The sequence below is a fragment of the Micromonospora sp. WMMA1923 genome, assembly GCF_049179195.1.
In the GTDB taxonomy this organism is placed as follows: Bacteria; Actinomycetota; Actinomycetes; order Mycobacteriales; family Micromonosporaceae; genus Micromonospora; species Micromonospora yangpuensis.
Map to the genome: position 1 here is coordinate 1,983,094 of NZ_JBMHLZ010000001.1, position 20,039 is coordinate 2,003,132.

Annotated in this window: 16 protein-coding genes; 11 read left to right on the forward strand and 5 right to left on the reverse strand. The window is 72.4% G+C overall.

The genetic code is table 11. The features are described 5' to 3' along the window. The first annotated feature begins 22 nt into the window (after window positions 1–22). Window positions 23–1,747, forward strand: a complete 1,725-nt coding sequence (locus ACN28G_RS09070) for a PQQ-dependent sugar dehydrogenase (RefSeq protein ID WP_421478895.1) — start codon at window positions 23–25, stop codon at window positions 1,745–1,747. 15 nt (window positions 1,748–1,762) lie between these two features. Here the strand turns inward: ACN28G_RS09070 and ACN28G_RS09075 are convergent, their stop codons facing one another. Further along, the gene (locus tag ACN28G_RS09075) at window positions 1,763–2,638 is read right to left on the reverse strand and encodes an alpha/beta fold hydrolase (RefSeq protein ID WP_421478896.1); all 876 of its coding nucleotides are present in this window, start codon (window positions 2,636–2,638) and stop codon (window positions 1,763–1,765) included. A gap of 124 nt (window positions 2,639–2,762) precedes the next feature. Between ACN28G_RS09075 and ACN28G_RS09080 the strand changes: the two genes are divergently transcribed. After that, the gene (locus ACN28G_RS09080; protein ID WP_421480885.1) at window positions 2,763–3,782 is read left to right on the forward strand and encodes a methyltransferase; all 1,020 of its coding nucleotides are present in this window, start codon (window positions 2,763–2,765) and stop codon (window positions 3,780–3,782) included. 147 nt (window positions 3,783–3,929) lie between these two features. Here the strand turns inward: ACN28G_RS09080 and ACN28G_RS09085 are convergent, their stop codons facing one another. The 3 genes from ACN28G_RS09085 to ACN28G_RS09095 form a co-directional block, all read right to left on the reverse strand. After that, on the reverse strand, window positions 3,930–5,126 hold the full coding sequence (locus tag ACN28G_RS09085; protein ID WP_091437209.1) for a cellulose binding domain-containing protein: 1,197 nt from the start codon (window positions 5,124–5,126) through the stop codon (window positions 3,930–3,932). Window positions 5,127–5,350: 224 nt separating this feature from the next. After that, window positions 5,351–5,956, reverse strand: a complete 606-nt coding sequence (locus ACN28G_RS09090) for a YdeI/OmpD-associated family protein (protein ID WP_091437211.1) — start codon at window positions 5,954–5,956, stop codon at window positions 5,351–5,353. A 34-nt stretch (window positions 5,957–5,990) separates the two neighbouring features. Further along, the gene (locus ACN28G_RS09095; protein ID WP_421478897.1) at window positions 5,991–7,955 is read right to left on the reverse strand and encodes an ABC transporter ATP-binding protein; all 1,965 of its coding nucleotides are present in this window, start codon (window positions 7,953–7,955) and stop codon (window positions 5,991–5,993) included. Between the two features lie 307 nt (window positions 7,956–8,262). Here ACN28G_RS09095 and ACN28G_RS09100 point away from each other — a divergent pair, with 307 nt between their 5' ends. Next, complete coding sequence (locus ACN28G_RS09100) at window positions 8,263–9,141, forward strand: hypothetical protein (protein ID WP_139135648.1); 879 nt, start codon at window positions 8,263–8,265, stop codon at window positions 9,139–9,141. Here ACN28G_RS09100 and ACN28G_RS09105 read toward each other — a convergent pair. Then, complete coding sequence (locus tag ACN28G_RS09105; protein ID WP_091437217.1) at window positions 9,134–9,808, reverse strand: response regulator; 675 nt, start codon at window positions 9,806–9,808, stop codon at window positions 9,134–9,136. The genes ACN28G_RS09100 and ACN28G_RS09105 overlap by 8 nt on opposite strands. A gap of 186 nt (window positions 9,809–9,994) precedes the next feature. Between ACN28G_RS09105 and ACN28G_RS09110 the strand changes: the two genes are divergently transcribed. The 8 genes from ACN28G_RS09110 to ACN28G_RS09145 are packed head-to-tail and all read left to right on the forward strand — an operon-like array spanning window position 9,995 to window position 20,033. Beyond that, window positions 9,995–10,228, forward strand: coding sequence for a hypothetical protein (locus ACN28G_RS09110; protein ID WP_421478898.1), 234 nt, complete (start codon window positions 9,995–9,997; stop codon window positions 10,226–10,228). Between the two features lie 56 nt (window positions 10,229–10,284). Beyond that, complete coding sequence (locus ACN28G_RS09115) at window positions 10,285–11,751, forward strand: glycoside hydrolase family 5 protein (RefSeq protein ID WP_217628803.1); 1,467 nt, start codon at window positions 10,285–10,287, stop codon at window positions 11,749–11,751. 34 nt (window positions 11,752–11,785) lie between these two features. After that, window positions 11,786–14,122: a 3-dehydroquinate synthase family protein gene (locus ACN28G_RS09120; RefSeq protein WP_421478899.1), complete on the forward strand. Its 2,337-nt coding sequence runs from the start codon at window positions 11,786–11,788 to the stop codon at window positions 14,120–14,122. Window positions 14,123–14,147: 25 nt separating this feature from the next. After that, complete coding sequence (locus tag ACN28G_RS09125) at window positions 14,148–16,328, forward strand: ROK family protein (protein ID WP_421478900.1); 2,181 nt, start codon at window positions 14,148–14,150, stop codon at window positions 16,326–16,328. Further along, window positions 16,325–17,812, forward strand: coding sequence for a hypothetical protein (locus tag ACN28G_RS09130; protein WP_421478901.1), 1,488 nt, complete (start codon window positions 16,325–16,327; stop codon window positions 17,810–17,812). The genes ACN28G_RS09125 and ACN28G_RS09130 overlap by 4 nt, the downstream gene beginning before the upstream one ends. Window position 17,813: 1 nt before the next feature. After that, window positions 17,814–18,458 carry an HAD family hydrolase gene (locus ACN28G_RS09135; RefSeq protein WP_421478902.1) on the forward strand — a complete coding sequence of 215 codons (645 nt, stop codon included), beginning with the start codon at window positions 17,814–17,816 and terminating at the stop codon, window positions 18,456–18,458. Then, the gene (locus ACN28G_RS09140) at window positions 18,451–19,218 is read left to right on the forward strand and encodes an ABC transporter ATP-binding protein (RefSeq protein ID WP_421478903.1); all 768 of its coding nucleotides are present in this window, start codon (window positions 18,451–18,453) and stop codon (window positions 19,216–19,218) included. The genes ACN28G_RS09135 and ACN28G_RS09140 overlap by 8 nt, the downstream gene beginning before the upstream one ends. Further along, window positions 19,215–20,033 carry an ABC transporter permease gene (locus ACN28G_RS09145; RefSeq protein WP_175440522.1) on the forward strand — a complete coding sequence of 273 codons (819 nt, stop codon included), beginning with the start codon at window positions 19,215–19,217 and terminating at the stop codon, window positions 20,031–20,033. Before ACN28G_RS09140 ends, ACN28G_RS09145 begins: the two co-directional genes overlap by 4 nt. The last annotated feature ends 6 nt before the right edge of the window (window positions 20,034–20,039 follow it).

Sequence of the window (20,039 nt, forward strand, 5' to 3'; positions counted from 1 at the left end):
CCGACCCGAAGGGACGTCCCGCGTGCCCACCAACCCCCGTCGCCGTGGTTCCCTGGCCACCCTCGCCCTGTTGACCGGTGTCTGCACCGTGCTGGCCAGCGCGCCCACCGCAGCGGCCGGCGCAGCAGCCACCGGCGGCGCACTCGGCGCAGCAGCTCCCGGCGCCTCGGCCGCCGACACGCGGCCGCCCACCCCACCGACCAACCTGCGCAGCACCCGGCTCACCTGCCAGTCCGTCACGCTTGCCTGGTCGGCGTCCCGGGACGACGTCGGCGTCACGGCCTACGACATCTACCACGACGGTCAGCTGGTCACCTCGGTCGCCGGCGGCACGCTGACCGCCACCCTCACCGTCGCGCAGGGCGTCACCTGGGGCTGGTACGTCAACGCCCGGGACGCCGCCGGCAACGTGTCGCAGGCCAGCGCCACGCTCACCGTGACGCCGCCGTTCTGCCAGTCCGACACCCAGCGGCCCAGCACGCCCACCAACCTCGCCGCCACCGCCAACGGCACCGACGTCCGGCTGACCTGGTCGGCGTCCACCGACAACGTGGCGGTCACCCGGTACGACATCCTGCGCGACGGCCGTACGGTCGGCTCGGTCACCGGCACCGCCGGCAGCCCGCCGGTGACCTCGTTCACCGACACCGGGCTGACCGTCGACACCACCTTCCGCTACACCGTCACCGCCCGCGACGCGCAGGGCAACGCCTCGCCGGCCAGCGCCGCGGTCAGCGTACGCACCGGGTCGGCCTGCACCAGCGCGGTCTGCGCCACGACGGTGGTCACCACCGAGCGGGACCTGCCGTGGGGTCTGGTGCAACTGCCCGACGGCACCGTCCTGTACGGGCGACGCGACCTGTTCGACATCGTGGCCATGCGGCCCGACGGCACCGGCAAGACCAGCGTCGGCACGGTGCCCGGCGTCGCCGGCACCAACGGCGAGGGCGGCGTCCTCGGGCTGGCCGTGGCACCGACCTTCAACACCGACCGGTGGCTGTACGTCTACCACACCACCAGCACCGACAACCGGATCGTGCGGATGAGGTACACCGACACCCTGCAGACCTCCAGCGCGCAGGTGCTGGTCAGCGGCATCCCGCGCAACAAGTACCACAACGGTGGGCGGCTGCGCTTCGGCCCGGACGGGATGCTCTACGCCGCCACCGGTGACGGGCAGACCCCGGACCGCGCCCAGGACGTCACCGACCTCGCCGGCAAGGTGTTGCGGATCCGCCCCGACGGCGGCGTACCGGCCGACAACCCGTTCGGCAACCCGGTGTGGAGCTACGGCCACCGCAACCCGCAGGGGCTGGCCTTCGACTCCCGGGGCCGGCTCTTCGCCCAGGAGTTCGGCAACAACGCCATGGACGAGACCAACATCATCGTCCGGGGCGGCAACTACGGCTGGCCGGCCTGCGAGGGCACGGTGGGCGACTGCGCCAACCCGAACTTCACCGCCCCGGTACGCACGTACCCGGTCGCCGACGCCTCGTGCAGCGGCATCGCCATCGTCCGTGACGCGCTCTACCTCGCCTGCCTGCGGGGCAACCGGATGTACCGGTTCCAGATCAGCGGCGACACGCTCACCGGTGGGCAGCAGTTCTTCGTCGGCACGTACAGCCGGCTGCGTACCGTCGAGCCGACCCTCGACGGGAACCTGTGGTTGACCACCAGCACCGGCGGCGACAAGGACAGCGTGCCGAACAACAGCAACGAGCGCATCCTCAAGGTGACCCTCGGCTGAGCCTGCGGCACCGGCTCAGGTGTTGTCGAGCACGAAGGCCCGGATGAGTTCGGCGCACTCGGTCGGGTGGGTCTCCAGCAGCAGGTGTCCGCCGTCGTAGAGGTGGGCGTCCAGGCGTTCGAGGGCGCGGTGGTAGGCGAGGACCTCGGCGATGTCGAAGTAGGCGTCGTGCCGTCCCCACAGCAGGAGCGCCGGTGGTTGGTGGCGCCGGTGGTAGGCGGCGATCTCGTCGAACCGGGCGACGTGGCTGGCGTAGTCGGTGAAGAGCGCGAACTGCGCCTCGACGTTGCCGGGGCGGCTCATCCGCGCCCAGTCGAGGTGCCACGACTCGGGCGCCTGCAGCGCGCGCAGGCGTGCCGGCAGCCCGGCGAGGTACTGGTCCCGGGTGCCGGCGAAGGTCAACCAGTCGGGCAGTCCGGCGCGGGTGGCGTCGGTCGGGTCGGCCCAGTACGCCCGGGCGCTGTCCCACTGCGCGCCGAGCCCTGCCGGGTGCGCGTTGCCGTTCTGGACGACCAGGCCCCGCACCCGGGCCGGGGCGCGGGTGGCCAGGTGGTACCCCACCGGTGCGCCGAAGTCGTGCAGGTAGACGAAGAAGCGTTCGACCCCGAGCTGGCCGAGCACACTCTCGATCGTCCGGGCGAGGTTGGCGAAGGTGTAGTCGTAGTCCTCGACGGTGGGCGATGACGACATCCCGAAACCGGGCAGGTCGGGTGCGACCACGTGGGCGACCTCGGCGAGCGCCGGCATGATCTGGCGGAAGGTGTGCGAGGAACTCGGGAAGCCGTGCAGCAGCAGCACCGTCGGCTGGTCGGGGTGCCCGGCCTCCCGGACGAACACCGCCAGGCCGTCGACGGTCACCTGTCGGTGGCGGACCTTCTGGACGGTCTGCATCGTCTCCTCCCTCCCGGGCCCGGCGGCCCGCTCATCGCACCTGTCAACCCATCCTCCTAGGACGGCGTACGGGAGGTGGCAGGATCGACCCGTGTCTGTATCCAACGACGAAGGAGCCGCCGCGGTGACCGTCACCCTCTCGCCCCGGGCGCTGATGAGCCTGCTCGTCAACGGGCCCAAGGCCATGGACGTGTTGCGCACGGCGCTCGACCTGGGCCTGCTCGACGCGCTGGAGCCGGGGCCGGTACGCCTCGACGCGCTCGCCGCCCGGTTCGGGCTGCTGCCGCTGCGGTTGTACAAGTTCCTCGACTGCCTGGAGAGCCTCGGCTTCCTGGTCCGCGACGAGCCCGGCGACGACATCGGCACGACCAGCTACCGCGCCGTGCCGGGACTACGCGACGCGGTCCACGCGGTGGTCGGTCCGGGCGCCACCGAGCGGGACCGGGACGGCTATCCGTGGCGGCGGTTGCACGGCCGGCTGGCCGAGAGCCTGCGCGGGGAGGTCAGCATCGACGACGGGTTCGCCTGGCCGCCGAAGACGGCCGCGCAGACCGCGGAGTTCGAGAGCAGCATGGCCCTTGGCCTGGGCCCGGCCATCGAGACGGTACGCCGACACACCGACCGGCTCTGGTCGGACCGGCGTCGGCTGCTGGACGTCGGCGGCGGTGACGGAACGCTCGCCGCCGACATCCTCGACTGTGCCCCGGCGCTGCGGGCCGACGTGTACAACCTGCCGGCGGTGGCCCCGCTGGTGGAGGCCACCCGGGTCGGTCGGGGCCATCGGGACCGGATGGGTTTCGTCGGCGGCGACTTCTTCGCCGAGCCGCTGCCGCGCGGGTACGACGCGATGTCGTTCGTCCGGGTGCTGCACGACTGGCCCAACCCGGTGGCCCGGCAACTGGTGGAGCAGGCGTACGCGGCGCTGGAGCCGGGTGGGCTGCTGCTGGTCTGTGAGGAGTTCCGCACGCCGGACCGGCTGGCCATGCAGTTCTTCTGGAGCTACTTCCTGATCGGGGTGGACAGCGCCGTCAGCCGGCTCCGCGAGGTGGACTTCTACACCTCCCTGCTCACCGAGGTCGGCTTCGAGCGGGTGGCGGTGCTTCCCGGTACCTGGGAGCTGGTCACCGCGTACAAGCCGGGCTAGCGGGAGCGCGAAGGTCCGGAAACCCGATTCGGTCGAGGTCGGTAGACGGGGCGGGATGTCGGAGTGATCGGGGGTAGACGCGACGGCCGTGGGGCTGCGGCCGACCGTCTCCGGCCGGCCGCTGCCCCACGCCGTCGCTGCCAGGCCTCAGCCTCCCGCGCAGGTGGTGGTGGTTCCGCTGCCACTTCCGGTGCCCTGGAATCCGAAACTGGTCGTCTGGCCTGCGGCCAGTCGCCCGTTGTAGCTCTGGTTTGCGACGGTGACGGTGCCACTGGTGCCGGTGGCGACGCCGTTCCAGAGTGAGCTGACCGAGGTCCCGCCCGGCAGGTTCAGGGTCACCCGCCAACCGGTGAGGGCGGCGGTTCCCGCGGTGACGGTGACGGTGGCGACGAACCCGCCGTTCCACTGGTCCTGCACGGAGTAGACCGCCGTGCAGGCGGGGGTTCCGCCCGGTGGCGTGGTCGGGGCGGTGGTGGGCGGCGTGGTGGGCGGCGGATCGCCGTCGAGCGTCAGGTTCTTCTGCTGGACATTCCACTGGCTGCGGCACAGTCCACAGTTGGCACCGACAAAGTTGGTGCCGGCGCTGGTGTCACCCTTCAGTCGCCACTTGAGGTAGAGCACCGCCACTCGGCCGAACTCGCCGCCGTTGGGTTGGTCGTAGGTGCCGCCGTGCCCGACGTTCAGGTTGCCCATGAAGGCGGGCAGCCCGGCCGGCAGCTTGCCCCAGTCGTCGATGGCGTTGGGGTAGGCGATGTCGCTGGGCCCACCGACGAAGTAGGCGATCGGCTTGGTGAGTCTCCTGAGCTGGTAGTCGTCGGCGTCGTTCAACAGTCCGCTGCTGAAGATGCCGGTCGTGGTGACGCGCGGATCGTGGGAGACGGCGTAGGCCTCCAGACCTCCGCAGGAGAAGCCCGCGACGGCGATCTTGGTGGTGTCGATTCTGTTGTGGTATTTGCTGCCCTGCCGGGAGTTCTCCGCGACGGCCCAGTCGATGGACTGGGTGAGCATCTGGGCGGTGGTGGAGCCGGAACCGTTCGGTGCGCCGTTGGCGATGGCGAGGAAACCGTGGGAGGCGATCTCGCGGAGGAAGTTGCCCTGGGAGAGGCCGTTGGCCGAGCAGCCGCCGTTGCCCCAGACGACGATGGGGAGGCGCTCGGTGGGCAGCGTCTGCGGCCGGAAGATGGTGTGGTTCGCCAGACTCGCCGAGGTCTCGTAGTCGGCGGGGTAGGGGCCGGAACCACCGACGGCGGCACTGGCCGGTGCCGCGCCGATCGCCATGATCACGGCTGCGGCCGGGACGATGACGGCGGCCAGTCCGGCGTAGACCCTCGATCTCCTTCGCACTGATCCTCCAACGGATGTCGCGGCGGCACTCGTGGTCGGTCGTCCGCCACCCGCCCGTGGTGGTCGGTGCCGGCCACGGGGCGGCTCGACGGGCGGGTTGGACCGGACGGGAGCGCGGTGCCCACAGGCGGTCCGGTGGGAGCGGTGTGCAGCCACTATCACCATTGCAGTGAAGTATGTCAATGTCAGGCCCGGCTCGGGCCGGGGCCGTCCGGCCGGTGCGATCAGGCGGATGTTGGTGGCCGGGCCTTCTGCGGATGGGGCGTCTCGTGGCGGGCCAGCATCGCGACGAACCCGTCGATCCGGCGTCTGCGGGTCTCGGCCCGCTTGGCGTCGTTCACGCGGTGGATGAGGGCGAACCGGTTGGTCCTGGTGAGAACGTCGAACATGGCCTGGGCGTCGGGGTCGGCGGCGATGGCGGCGAGCAGGTCGGCGGGCACCTCGGCCTCCGACGGAGGGGCGTACGCGGCTGCCCACCGCCCGTCGGCCTGCGCGGCCTCCACCGCGGCCCGGCCGGCGGGCTGCATCCGCCCCTGCGCCTCCAGCCGGGCCACGTGCGCGACGTTGCGTTGGGACCAGGAGCTGCGGGGCCGGCGCGGGGTGAAGCGGATCCAGGAGGACTCCTGGTCCCGCTTGCGGGCCTGCCCGTCGATCCAGCCGAAACACAGGCCCTCGTCGACCGCCTGTTGCCAGGTCAACGTGGTGACGGTGCCGCCCTTCCTGGTCAGGGCGAGCCAGACGCCGGGTGACGAGTCGTGGTGGGCGGCCAGCCAGCTGCGCAGCGCGTCGGCGTCGGAGACGATCAACTCGGCCAACTCCGCGCCCCCCATGACGGCAGGTTAGCCGCTGTCGACCCGCCGGTCCTCAGGCGGTGGTGGGTTGGCGGGGTTGGGGGGTGGTGGGCGTGGGGTCGTAGCCGGCCGCCTGGAGGGTGAACAGCTCGGCGTACCGGCCGCCGGTGCTCATCAGGTGGTCGTGGGTGCCGGCCTCGACGAGGCGGCCGTGGTGCAGGACGTAGATCCGGTCGGCGTGGCGGACGTTGGCCAGCCGATGGGTGATCAGGATGGTGATCCGCTCACCCTGCCGGTCGCGGATGGCCTGGAAGAGGGCGTCCTCGGCACGTGGGTCGAGGGCGGAGGAGGGCTCGTCCATGATGAGCAGGTCGGCGTCGCGCAGGAAGCCCCGGGCGGCGGTGATGCGTTGCCACTGGCCCCCGGAGAGGTCCTGTCCGCCGGCGAAGGTGCGGTCGAGCAGGGTGTCGTACCCGTGCGGCAGGTCTTTGATCATGTCGTGGGCGACGGCGCGGGCGGCGGCGGTCTCGATGAGCTGGGAACTCGGTGCGGTGGTGATGTCGCCGATGGCGATGTTCGTGGCGGCGGTGAAGGGCCACTTGTGGTACTCCTGCGTGACCACGCCGATGCGGGCCCGCAGCGCGTCGGGGTCCCAGCCGGCGGCAGGGCGACCGTCGTAGCCGACGGTGCCGGACGTGGGGGTGCGCAGGGTGGCGATCAGGGTGGCGAGGGTGGACTTGCCGGAGCCGTTCTCGCCGACGAACGCCACCGTCTGCCCGGCGGTGATGGTCAGGCTGACCTGGTCGACGGCGGGGGTGTCCCGGTCGGGGTAGTGCAGGCTGACGTTGTCGACGTGGATGGTGTGCAGCGGCTGCGTGGTGCTCGTCGTGGTGGCGGCCGGGGGTGTGGGCAGGTACTCGGCGGCCCGGGTCATGAAGCCGGTGTAGTCGCGGAAGTGCTGGCCCTCGGTGTAGACGCGGTCGATCTGGAAGGTGACCACCGCGAGGGAGCGTTGCGCGGACTGGACGGCGATGACGCAGGTCGCGGCGGCGGCGAGGGGGATCTGTCCGTCGACGAGCAGCAGACCGAGCAGGACGTAGACGACGGCGGTGGCGATCCCGCCGACCGCCGCGCCGACCGTGGTGGTCGTGGTGACCCGGCGGGCCAGGGCGAGTTGGATGCCGGTCTCCACACCCATCACCCGGTCGTACTGGTCGAGCAGGAACCCGCGCAGGCCGTAGGAGCGCAGCTCGGGAGCGGAGTCCCGCTCGGCCATCAGCCGGTGCAGCAGCCACAGCCGGCGACGGCGTACCGATCCGGCGGCATAGGTCTGGTAGCGCAGGTGCCCGGCGCGCAGCGACGCCCACCCGTTGGGCACGGTCGCCACCAGCAGGGCGAGCAGCAGCAGCGGGTGGACCACCACGACGGCGACCGCGACGGCGAGCACCCCGGCCAGGCCGGCGAGCAGGTTCATCGACGCCTGCACCAGGCCGGTGGTGGAGTCGGCGCCCCGGGAGGCGCGTTCCATGTCGTCGGCGAACGCGTCGGCGTCGAACGCCTCCAGCCGTACCGCCGTGGTCACCTCGAACAGGCCGCGTTCGACCTCCCGGTCAACCTTCGGGCTCAGGCCGTTCTGGGCGTACCCCATCGCGGTGGCCATCCCGGCGCGCAGCGCGGTCACCGCCGCCAGCGCGGCCAGGGCGGGCAGGGCGGCGATCACCTTGTCGGCGGTCGGTCCGCCGGCGAACAGTTCCACCAGCACCCGCTGGGTGGCCAGCAGCCCGAAGGCCGCCATCACCCCCGCGCCGACGGTGGTGGCCGCCACGACCGAGGTGCGGATCCGGTCGGCCCGCCAGCTGACCACGACCGCCGACCAGACCAGGCGGGGCAGCTCGGAGAAGACGGCGAAGAGCCCGGCCTGCGCCCGGGCCCGCACGCCGGTCTCCCACCACATCTCCCGCAACTCCGGCAGCACCGGGTCCCGCTGCGCCGGATCGGTGGGGCCGGGCGTGGGGTCGGGGGGACCGGTTCTGGGCATGGGGTTACCTCCCGAGGACGAGAAGGAGCCGGCGCGACTCACGGCACCGCATGCAGAGACGGTAGGACGCCGACGGGCCGACACGCCCGTAACGCCGCGCGCCGCCGGCCGGGTGGCGCTGGCCGTGTCGCCCGGCGCCGACGGTGGTGTCCGCGCCGACGGGCGGACAGCGTCCCTGGTCCTGCCCGGGTGGCAGGTCGCCGTACGACCTAGTGCGTATTACCGGCTGCGCCGATCCGCTACCTGAGATGTGCCTCTTCGCTCTGGTATTTTGATGCCGGCGGTCAAGAGATGAGGTGTTCCGAAAATGGCTCCTCGGCGCGGGGTTTACTTCCTGGCGAACGATTACGTGCTGGACCGGGCCATCGCCTTCCTGAACAGCTTCCGGGCCCACCACGAGGCGCTGCCGATCTGTCTGATCCCGTTCGGTGACGACATCGACGGTCTGCGGCGGCTCCAGTCGTACTTCGACTTCACGATCTGGTCCGGTGACCCTGCCCTCCTGGCGGCTTGCGACGACCTCAGCCGGGGATTTCACGGCGAGGTCAAGGGGCACTACCGCAAACTGGTCGCCTGGGAGGGGGAGTTCGACGAGTTCGTCTACGTGGACACCGATACGATCGTGTTACGCGATCTGAGCTTTGTCTACGATTTTCTCGACACGTACGATTTCGTCACCACGGTCTCGGACGTCCCCGACCACTTCAAGTGGGTGTGGCGCGAGTCCGTGCACGGTGCCGGCGTGCTGACGCCCGACCAGATCGCCTTCGCCGCCGGCACACAGTTCATCGCGTCGCGCCGAGAGTGTCTGCGGTTCGCCGAGGTGCGGCCCCGCCTCGACGCCGCGCTGGCGCTCGCCGGGCACATGGCGTTGGTGACCCTGGAGATGCCGCTGCTGAACTACCTGATGGTGACCTCGGGCCGGCCGTACACCAGCCTGCGGAGGCTGGCCGGCGCGGTGGGCGCGGGCGGGCCGCCGCCGGGCGACATCCCACAGGAGCGGTGGGCCGGCGATCCGATCGGGGCCGTACGCGACGGTCACCTGCTGACCCCCTGGTCACCGCCGATCTTCCTGGTGCACTGGGCGGGTATGTGGTGGGAGCTGGAGCGCGGTGACCGGGCCGAGTTGCCGCACGGTGACCTGTGGAGCCACTACCGTCGCCTGGGCGGTCTCGACGTCACTTGATGGGCTTGCCCTGATCACCCTCGATGAGGTGGGCGGCTGTCGCCTTGCGTACCGCGTCGACCCGGGAGACGGCGTCGAGCTTGCCGTAGATGTTCGTCAGGTGGCGCTTGACGGTCGCTTCGGTGATGCGTAGGCGGGTGGCGATCTGCGCGTTGCTGAGCGCCTGTGCGGTCAGGCGCAGCACCTCCAGCTCCCGTTCGGTCAGGGTGCCCTCGCACGTCGGACGCCGCTGTTTGACCAGGCGCTCGACCGTGCGTCGGGACACCGACAGCCGGACGGTCGCCGACTCGCCGGCAGCGGCGATCACCGCCGCGATCAGCTCGGCCCGATGGATGGTCTTGATCAGGTAGGCGACGGCTCCGCACTCGATCGCCTCGTGCACGATGTCGGCGTCGTCATGCATGGTCAGCACGACCGTGCGGGTGTGCGGGCACAGCCGGCGAAGTTGCAACAGCACCGCGGCGGTCCCCGGACCGGGCATCTCCACGTCGAGCAGGAGCACGTCGGGCTGCCGTTCGACGCAGAGCGCGATGGCGGCCTCGCCGTGCGCCGCCTCTCCGACGACCCGCAGACCCGGGTTGGTGGCGAGGATCTCGCGGACCCCGTCGCGAAAGAGGGTCTGGTCGTCGGCGAGCGCCACGGTGACCGCGGCGTCACCGCGGTTCATGGCCGTTGCCCGAGGGTCGGCGGGTGGACATTGTGTCCCCCGACCGGCTGGCGCCGGCATTCTGCCCGAACTCGCAGGTCCGACAATGGCGGGCCGCCATCACGCATGGCGGCCCCGCGGGGCATCCAGCACCTTTCGGGCATTTCCCGGCATCCATGGCCTCCTGGCGGAAAGCTGTGCGACTTGGTGGAAGTGCTGGAAGCGCTTCCAGAGAACATACCCAACAAGTGCCCGGAGGTGAACGCCCAAATCGCCCATTGGGTGGACGGGCATTACGGTGGCCCGGCTGGCCTGGTCGCCGCCCGGTGTCGCCGAGGTGCGATCCGTGCGCTGGGTACGCAGGGTGACGGGCTGCCCGGGTACCCCTTTGGTCGTAGCGGCGACTACGACTTTGGTTTCATTGGCGGCCGCATCCGCTGATCGCTATTGTTCTGGCCAGTCCCGCAGCGAGGGGCATAAATGGCGGAGGTGTTCGGGTGTCCACCAACAATGCGTCGTTTCTTCGGGTAAGTGGCTCGGATCTGGTCGACTCCAATGGCACTCCGGTGACGTTGTTCGGCATCGGCGTTGCTGGCTGGCTCAACATGGAGAACTGGATTACCGGATTTCCGGGATACGAGGAGGGGCAGCGGGCGGCGGTCGGGCGGGTGCTCGGGCCGGGATTGCGGGACTTCTTCTTCGACCGTTTTCTCGAACATTTCTTCACCGCCGACGACGCGGCGTACCTCGCCTCTCTCGGTATCAACATGATCCGCCTGCCGTTCAGCTACAAGTACCTGGAGAGCGACGACGCGCCCTTCGAGATCAACGAGAGCGGCTTCCGTTACCTCGACCGGGTGATCGACCTGTGCGGCGCGCAGGGCATCCGTACGGTGCTCGACCTGCACTCCGTGCCCGGTTGGCAGCACCAGGACTGGCACTGCGACAACCCCACGCACACCTCGCAGTTCTGGGTGCACCGGACGTTCCAGGACCGGGTGGTGCACCTGTGGCGGGCGATCGCCGACCGGTACAAGGACAACCCGTGGGTCGCCGGTTACAACCCGATCAACGAGCCGGCGGACCCCAGCGCCGAGAAGGTGGGCCCCTTCTACGAGCGCCTGGTGGAGGCGATCCGGGAGGTCGACCAGAACCACGTCCTGTTCCTCGACGGCAACCGGTACGCGCTCGACTTCGAGTTCTTCGGCGAGCCGTGGCCGAACACCGTCTACTGCCCGCACGACTACCCCGCGCCGGGGTACACCCCGGGCAGCCGCTACCCCGGCCGCCACCGGCCGATCCACGTGCTCAACGCCGGGGGCGGCCAGGCGGCCGAGCCGGAGGGCGAGGCGTACTGGGACAAGGCCGAGGTGGAGCGGAGCTTCCTGTACCGCACCAGCTACATGCGGGAGACGAACACCCCCATCGTGGTGGGCGAGTTCAACGCGGTGTGGCCGGAGTCGGAGCAGGAGCGGTTGCGGCTGCTCGGCGACCAGCTCGACGTGTTCCGCAAGTACAACGCGAGCTGGACCTACTGGTCGTACAAGGACGTCGGCTTCGCGGCACCGCTGCGGCTGGCCCCCAACGGTGCGTACCTGGAGCGCATCCGGCCGATCCTGGACAAGAAGGCCCGCCTGGCGGTCGACCTCTGGGGCGGTGACCGCCGCAAGATGGCCCACGTGCTCGGCCCGATCCACCAGGCCCTCGCCGAGGAGTGCCCGGACTGGAACCCCTACCCGTGGGGCAGCGAGTTCATGGTCTGCCGGGTGATCCTGCAGATCCTCTTCTCCGAGGCGCTGCTGCCGCAGTTCGGCGAGCTGTTCCGTGGCATGGGCGAGGACGACATCGACCAGATGATGCAGTCGTTCCGGTTGGAGAACTGCCAGCCCTGGCAGCCCCTGGTCGACCTGCTGCGAAACGACATCACGGCACGTCGTCGGCACGCCACCGTCGCCGCCGTCTGAGCGGCACCACGGACGCGAGGAAGCGGGCCGTGCGATGCCTGAGGTGGTGACGACCCCGCCCGCGCCGGCGCCGGCGGCACTGCGGGCCACGATGACCGCCGGTTTCCGGTTGGACCTGGTCCGGGACCTCTTCGCGCCGGACAATCCGGTGCTGGCCGATGCCTGGGGACCGGCTCGGCGGTTGCTCGTGGTGCACGACGAGGTCGCCGCGCCCGGCGGCGACCCGCTGATCGGATATCTGCGCGTGGCGCAGGACCGCGGTGAGTTGGACGATTTCCACGTCGTGGACGCGCAGGCCGGCGCGGCGGACGTCGGGCACCGGCGGGCCGGGGTGGACGCCTGCGGCTACGTCGTCGAGGCAGCCGTCAAGGCCCAGCTCGGGCGGCGCGACGCGGTGGTCGCGTTCGGTGGTGAGCGGACCGGGCGGCTCGTCGCGGTGGCGGCGGCGTCGTTCCGGCGGCACACCGCGGCGGTCCGCGTCCATCGCGACCTGGCCGCCGTGGTGGGTTGCCTGCGCGACGGCCTGCGCGCAACCCTGCCCGAGGAGGGAATCACCGCCCTGGCCCGCCGCACCCACGTCATCGTCGACGAGGATGGCGTGCTGACCCACCCGGTGGAGCCGGCCGCGTTGCTGGCGTTGGCCGCGCTCGACCGGCGGTTGCTCGACCGGTTGGGCCGGGCCGATCCGGACACCTGCCAGCGCGACGCGCTCACCGCGGTGCTGCGGCTGTGCCGCCGGTTCCGCCCCGGCCACCCGGCGTGGCGGATCGGCGAGGCGTTGCTGCCACTGGCCCCTGCCGCGTTGACCGGACCACAGCGGCGGGCCTGGTCGGTGCTGACCGCCGCCCGGGTCGCCCACCGGCTCGGCCGGCTGCCGGCAGCGGCGGTCCACGCGCTCGACGGGGTGGCCGAGAAGCTGGCGGTGCAGCGGGCCGAAGCGGTGGTGGACGCCTCGACCGCCCGTCGCTGGGTCGCCAACGCGCCGTCGGGTGACGGGCCGGTCACGCTGATGTTGCCCACCCCGGACGGTGGCGGCGAGCCGGTGACGGTGGACCGGGCCGTGCTGGCCCGGGTGCTCAGCGCCGGGCCGGACCGGCCCGGCCCGCCGGGTCCGCCGACCGGCCCGCCGGGTCCGCCGACCGGCCCGCCGGGTCCGCCGACCGGCCCGGCCCGCCGACGGGTGGCCCGGGCCGACGGGCCGACGACACCGACGCCCCGCCGGGGTGCCGGGACGGTGCGGGGTACCCAGCTCCGGGTCGACGTGCCGGCCACGTTCCCGGTGCGTCTGGTCGACGACGTGCTCGCTCCGGCCACCGCCGCCCTCACCGACCTGCTGCCCGAACGCTGCCAGGTGTTGGCGGTCGTCGACCCGTACGCGCCGGACCAGGTGGACCGGGTGCAGCGGCTGCTGGCCGGTTACCGGGACCGGGGCTACCTGGCCCGGTTCACCGTCCTGCCGGTGGTCGCCACCGAGCACACCAAGAACCTCACCCAGGTGACCACCGTGCTGCGGGTGGCCGAAGGGCTCGGGCTGGGCGCGGACGACCGGGTGCTCGTGGTCGGTGGCGGCACCCTGATGGACGTCGTCGGGTACGCCGCCTACCTCTACCGCGGCCAGACCCCGTACATCCGGATACCCACCACCCTGGTCGGCATGGTCGACGCCGGTGTCGGCCTCAAGGTGGGCGTCAACCTCAACGGCCACAAGAACCTGCTCGGGGCGTACCATCCGCCGCTGGCCTGCCTGTGTGACCCGGCCTTCCTGCGCACCCTGGCCCCGGCGGAGCTGCGCTGCGGCCTGGCCGAGGTGATCAAGATGGCGGTGGTCTGTGACGCCGAGCTGTTCGATCTGGTGGAGCGGCACCACGGCGACGTGCTGGCGGCTCACGACACTCCGCAGGTACGCGAGATCATCGACCGCGCCACCCGGGCGATGCTGCGCGAACTCTCCGCCAACCCGGTCGAGGAGGACCTACGGCGGTTGCCCGACTTCGGCCACGAGTTCGGGCACGCCCTGGAGTCCATGTCCGGCTACCGGCTCCGCCACGGCGAGGCGGTCGCGATCGGCATGGCTCTCTCGTCCCACCTGGCCCTGCGGACCGGACACCTGGGCCGCGTCGACCTCGACCGGCTGCTGACGCTGCTGCGCCGGACCGGCCTGGCGTTGTGGAACCCGGTGTGCGACCCGGCCGTGCTCTGGGACCGGCTGCACGGCGAGGTGATGCCGCACAAGGCCGGTCGGCTGCACCTGGTGGTGCCGCGCCGCATCGGCGTCGGCGACTTCATCGACTCGATCGACGAGATCAGCGCCCACCTGGTCGCCGAGGCCTGCGCGGAACTCGCGGCCCTGGCGAGACCGCCGGTGCGGTGACGGGACCTGGATGAAGGAGGCAGACGTGACGGCGCTTACCGACACCACGTCGATCTGTGTGGACATGGGCGGCACCACCACCCGGATCGGCGTCTGCGCCGAGGGACGACTGCTGCCCGGCACGGTGCGGTTCGCCACGCCGAAGCCGGTCGCGGGCAGCTCGATCCGCGACGCGCACCTGGACCGGATAGCCGAGGCCGTGTCGCGGGTGCGCTCCGCGACGCCGGTGCCCACCCGGGCGGTGGGGCTCGCGGTGGGTGCCACCGTCGCCGCCACCGGCCGGATCCGCAACGCCGCCATGCTGTGGCACGAGCCGAGCGAGGGCTTCGACCTCGCCGCGGCGGTGGCGGCGCGGCTGCCGTGGGCCGACATCACCGTGGCCAACGACATCGCCGCCGCTACCTGGCGCTACCGTGCGCTGGGCCGGTTCGGTCTGGTCACGGTCAGCACCGGGGTCGCGGTCAAGGTCTTCGACGACGCGCTGCCCTTCGACCGCAAACTGCTCGTCGACGACCAGGGGCTGGGTGGCGAGGTCGGCCACGTCCGGGTCGACCCACCGGCCGAGCTGGCCGGCGTCGGCACCCCGTGGTGCGAGTGCGGCAACACCGGTGACCTCTGCTCGTACGCCTCGGGTCCGGCCACCATGCGGCTCGTGGCGCTGCTCGCCACGGCGTGGCCCCGACGCTGGCGCGACTCGAAACTCGCGGTGCTCGCCGAGGGCGTACCGGAGCGCCTGACCAGCCGGGACCTCGCCCAGGTCGCCGGTGCCGGCGACGAGTTCGCCGCCGCGGTCCTGCGGGTCTCCACCCGTCCGTTGGCCACCCAACTGCTGCACACCTCGGCCCTGCTGGGGTTGCGGCGTTTCGTGGTGATGGGCGGGTTCGCCAACGGCGTCGGCATGCCGTGGTACACCGCGTTGCGCGCCAACCTGGGCGAACTGCTGCCACAGGGTGGTTGGTTCACCGGCTGGACCGCCGAGGACCTGGACGCGCTGGTGCGACCGTCGGTCGACGGCGACGACAGCCTGCTGGGTATGGCGGCGTTTCAGGCCGCCCGCCGCGACCAGTACCGCGAGCTGCACAAGCCGGTGGGCGAGGGGCGGACCGTGGTGCGCTTGCGGGACCGGCCGCGCTGCGGCCGGGAGCAGTTCGTGGCCCGCGTCGCCTTCGCCGGCATCTGCGGCACCGACCTGCAGATGGTACGCGGCGAACGCGGGTGTGAGCCCGGCGTGCTCGGCCACGAGTGCGTCGCCCAGGTCGTCGAGGTGGGCGACGGCGTGTCCGCCGTCGCCCCCGGTGAGGTGATCGGGGTCAATCCGAACCACCCGCACGACGACCACGACAAGATCGGCCACAACCAGCCCGGGGTCCTGCGCGAGGTCGCGGTCTGGGACGGGGCCCTCGCCGATCGGGGCCAGGCGGTGCGGCTACCCGCCGAGGGCCGGGCCGAGTGGGTCCTGCTGGAGCCGCTCGCGTGCGCGGTGCGCTCCCTGCGGATGGCCCGGGACGCCGGCCGTGGTGGGCGGATCCTGGTGCTCGGCGGCGGCATCTCCGGCCTGCTGCACGTGCTGCTGGCCCGCCGGTGGGGAGCCCGGCAGGTGCTGCTGGCCAACCGGGGCGGCGACCGGCTGCGGCTGGCGGTGGAACGCGGTGTGGTGGCCGCCGAGGACACCCTGCCCGTCGACGCCGGCCTGGCCTCGGCCGTGCGGGACGCCACCGGTGGTGCCGGCGTCGACGCGGTCGTGGTCTGCGTCTCCGGAGCCGGGCCGGACCTCCTGACGGGCCTGTGGCCGGCGTTGGCCGACGGTGCCACGGTCCACCTGTTCGGTGGCTTCCTGGCCGGTGACACCATCCGGGTACCCGGCGGGGACGTGGTGGCGGCCCACCCGATCCGGTGCGGCCAGCGGCGTACGGTACGGCTGCCGGACGGCGGCAGTGGCGTGCTGCTCGGTTCGCGGGGAGCCTCGGCCGAGGAGTACCGGGAGGCGCTGGAGCTCTGCGCCGGCCCCGACGGGCTGCGGCTGGGCCCACTGATCAGCCACGTGGTGTCGCTGGACGCCGTACCGGCCGTCCTCGACGACCTGGCCGCCACCGGTCGGGTCGGCGGCGAACCCACGCTGCGCGTGGTGGTCGACCTGAGGTTGCCGGGCCACGCGGTGCACGCCGTCGACGGCACCATGCTTCCCCAGCTGGCGTCGCCGCGATGACCGGGTGTCCGGAAACGGTCGGGCCGGCCCGCGGCGACCTCGCCGGGCTCGACGCCGACGCCCTGTGGTCCGCGGTGCTCGCCGCGGCGGCGGGCTCCCGCACGGGCGTGCCGGGCGTGGTGGCCGAGCGCTGCACGGCGGCGGGTGCGGTGCGGCTGGGCTGGGTCTCGCCTCCGGCGTGGCACGTGGTGCGCGAGGGGGTCGCCGCCGTCCGCACCGCCCTCGTACCGCCGACGCGGGCGCGGGTGGTGGTGCTGGGCACCGGCGGCTGGTGTTTCGCCGCCCAGGCGCTTACCGAGACCACCGGCGGGCGGGCCGCGCTGACCGTCCTGGACAGCCTCGACCCCACCGCGATCGCCCAGGCGCTGGCCGACGAACCCGGCACCCCACGAGGAGTTCTGGCGGTCTCCGCCTCCGGTGCCACCCGGGAGACCCGGCTGCTGGTGGCGGCGGTGCCGCCACGCGACGGCGGCCGGCTGGTGTGGCTGCGCGACGAGGCGGATCCGCCGGAGGCCTTCGCGCTGTCGCCCGGCGGTGGAGCCGACCAGGTGGCGATGCTCGGCGCCCCGCTGTCCACCGCGTTCCTGGCGGTGGCCGGCATCGCCGACGGGGCGGCGCTGGCCGCCGCCTACCCACGGTTCGTCTCCCGGAGCCACCGGATCGGCGTCGCCGCGGCCCGACGCGCCGGTACGGTGCCGGTGGCAGGTGCCGTGCGCATCCGGTTCGTGCCGCCGCGGTGGGCGGGACCGGGACTGCGGCGCTGGCTGCTGCAGCTCGGCCGGCAGGTGCTCGGTGGCAAACCCGGCCGGTGGCGACCCACGGTGGAGCTGGCCTGCGGGGCCGAGGGCACGCCCGCCGTCGGCGGGACCGGTCGACCCGAGGTCGTGTTCGATCTCGGCGGCCTACGGCGTGACCTGCCGGCGCTGCTCGACGGGCTGTACGCCGCCGGGGTGTTCGTGGCCTGCGTCGGGCTGCGGGCGGGCCTCGACGTCGCCGAGCACCCGAACGTGCGCGTGTACAAGGAGCACCTGGCCCACGCCGACCCCGACGAGGCGGGTCACCGGTCGGTCGCCGTCGCCGTCGCCGACCTGCCCGGCACCGCCGCGAGGTGGCTCACCCACCGCCCGGAAGTGACGCGACTGCACGTCGTCGGGTACTGGTCGGCGGCCGAGCGGGACCTGCCGTCCGCCGCCCGGTTCACCGGGGCCACCGGACGTCCGTGCGAGGTGCACGAGGGCAGCGCCTGGAACCACCACTCCTTCCAGGCCGGCTACCCCGATCCGACAGTCGCGGTGCTGATCGTCACGCGCGGCGTCGAGGCCGGCACCGACCCCACCGCCGCCCCGCCGGTGCGCGCCGCCGCCCGGGCCCTGCGTCGGATCGCCGTGGCCACCCACCGGTCGCTGCCGGAGCGCAGTCTGCTGGTGTCGTCGCCGGCGGTCGACCGGGCCGAGGTCTCCGGGCGGGCCAGGGGAGGTGGCTGAGGTGCGCGCTCCGGCAGCCGTGCTGTTCGACGTCGACGGCGTACTGCTCGACACCGGTGACCTGTTCCGGCAGGTGTGGCGCGGTTGGGCGCTCGGCCACGGGCTGGACCCGGACCTCGTGCTGGCCCGCACAGCCGGTCGGCGCACCGCCGACGTGCTGGGCGAGGTCGCCCCGCACCTCGATCCGGCGGTGGAACGGCGGGCCCTGGACGCGCTGACCCGGCAACGGATGGCCGGGGTGCGCCCGGTCGCCGGTGCCGGCGCGCTGGTGCGGGCCTGCCAGCGTGTCCCCTGGGCCATCGTCACCTCGGGCAGCCGGTGGTTCGTGGGCGAGTGCTTCCGGTCGACCGGGCTGCCGCTGCCCACGGTGGCGGTGTACGACGAGGACGTCCGGCACGGCAAACCCGCCCCGGAGGGCTACCTCGCCGCGACCCGCCGGCTGGGTACACCCCCGGACCGCTGTGTCGTGGTGGAGGACGCACCCGACGGCGTACGGGCGGCCAAGGCCGCCGGATGCGTGGTGCTCGCGGTCACCACGACGCACCCGCCGGCGCGGCTTGCCCAGGCCGACGTGTGTCTTCCGAACCTCGCGGCGGTACGCGACCTGTTGTGGACGGCATGGGAGGGGAAGCCGACGGATGACTGACGACACGGTGTTGCGGGTGCGTGGCCTGCGCAAACGGTACCGACAGGTGACCGCGGTCGACGGGGTGGACCTGACCGTCGCCGCCGGCGAGCGGGTCGCCCTGGTCGGTCCCAACGGGGCGGGCAAGACCACCACCCTGATGAGCTGCCTCGGCGCGGTCCAGCCCGAGGAGGGCACGGTCGAACTGCTGGGGCAACGCGGGCGCCGGGCCCGCCGCGCGGTGCTGGCCCGGGTCGGGTTCGCCTCCGGCTACCTGCCGCTGCCGCCGCACCTGCGGGTCAGGGAGTTCCTGACGCTGTACGCCCGCCTGTACGGTGCCCCGAACCCGCAGGAGCAGGCTCGGGCGGGTCTGCGGCAGTTCGACGTGGAGGGTCTCGCCGACCGCTGGGGAAGCGACCTGTCCAGCGGGCAGCGCACGGTGGTCGGTGTGGTCAAGGCGACCATGCACGCGCCGGCGTTGCTGGTGCTCGACGAGCCGACCGCCTCGCTCGACCCGGATGTGGCCCTGCGGGTCCGTGGCGGCCTGCTCGACCTGTGTCGACGGCGGGGGACCGCGCTGCTGGTCACCAGCCACAACATGGTCGAGGTGGAGCGGCTCGCGCAGCGGGTGATCTTCCTGGCCGGCGGTCGGGTCCTGGTCGACGGGCCGGTCGAGACGATCACCGCGCAACTGGGTCAGACCAGCCTGGAGGACGTCTACCTGCGGCTGCGCGAGAGCGCCGCCGACGGTCGGCAGGCCAGTACGGGGGCGTCGTCGTGAGCACCGACGCGGTGGCCGGCGACGGCGCGCTGCGGCGGATCGCCGCCGTGGCGGTACGGCACTGGTTCGTGACCCGCCGCAGTCCGCACCGGTTCCTCGACATCGCGGTCTGGCCGGTCTTCGACATGCTCCTGTACGGCTCGATCGCGATGTACGTCCGGCAGGCCGGCGGCGACGCCGCGACCCGTACCGCACTCTCCGTGGTGGCCGGCATCGTGATGTGGCACGTCGTCTACCAGTCCCAGATCGCCGTGTCGTCCAGCTTCTTCGAGGAGATCTACGCGCGCCAGTTGCCGAGCCTGCTCACCACGCCGCTGCGTCCGGTCGAGTGGGTGGCCGGCGCGGCCGTGCAGGGGCTGGTCCGGGTGGGCGTGGGCATCGCCGCGGTGACGGCCGCGGCGGCTGTCCTGTTCGGCTTCGACCTGACCGGCACGGGCGGTGCCATCGTGCCGGTGATGGCGTTGCTGCTGCTGACCGGCTGGGCGATCGCGCTGATCGTGATGGGTGTGGTGATGTTCCTCGGCACCGGCACCGAGACGCTCGCCTTCACGTTGCTGTTCATCATGCTGCCGCTGTCCGGCGCGTTCTACCCGGTCTCGGTGCTGCCGGCGTGGATCCAACCGGTCTCGGCGGTACTGCCGACGACGTACACCTTCAGCGCGGCCCGGGCGGTGGCCACCGGTGACCCGGCGCCCTGGGGTGAGATCGGCGTGGCCGCGCTGGCCACGGCGGCCTTGATGGCCGCGGCGTTCGGGTTCGCCGCGTTCGCGTTGCGGGTGTTCCAGCGGCGCGGCTTCGTCAGCCGCTACCAGTGAGGACGG

Excerpts from the sequence above, each read along its gene's own strand:
- ACN28G_RS09120 (WP_421478899.1), top strand. The coding sequence starts at position 11,786 with ATGCCTGAGGTGGTGACGACCCCGCCCGCGCCGGCGCCGGCGGCACTG.
- ACN28G_RS09140 (WP_421478903.1), top strand. The coding sequence starts at position 18,451 with ATGACTGACGACACGGTGTTGCGGGTGCGTGGCCTGCGCAAACGGTAC.
- ACN28G_RS09100 (WP_139135648.1), top strand. The coding sequence starts at position 8,263 with ATGGCTCCTCGGCGCGGGGTTTACTTCCTGGCGAACGATTACGTGCTG.
- ACN28G_RS09095 (WP_421478897.1), bottom strand. The coding sequence starts at position 7,955 with ATGCCCAGAACCGGTCCCCCCGACCCCACGCCCGGCCCCACCGATCCG.
- ACN28G_RS09130 (WP_421478901.1), top strand. The coding sequence starts at position 16,325 with ATGACCGGGTGTCCGGAAACGGTCGGGCCGGCCCGCGGCGACCTCGCC.
- ACN28G_RS09090 (WP_091437211.1), bottom strand. The coding sequence starts at position 5,956 with ATGGGGGGCGCGGAGTTGGCCGAGTTGATCGTCTCCGACGCCGACGCG.
- ACN28G_RS09075 (WP_421478896.1), bottom strand. The coding sequence starts at position 2,638 with ATGCAGACCGTCCAGAAGGTCCGCCACCGACAGGTGACCGTCGACGGC.
- ACN28G_RS09105 (WP_091437217.1), bottom strand. The coding sequence starts at position 9,808 with ATGAACCGCGGTGACGCCGCGGTCACCGTGGCGCTCGCCGACGACCAG.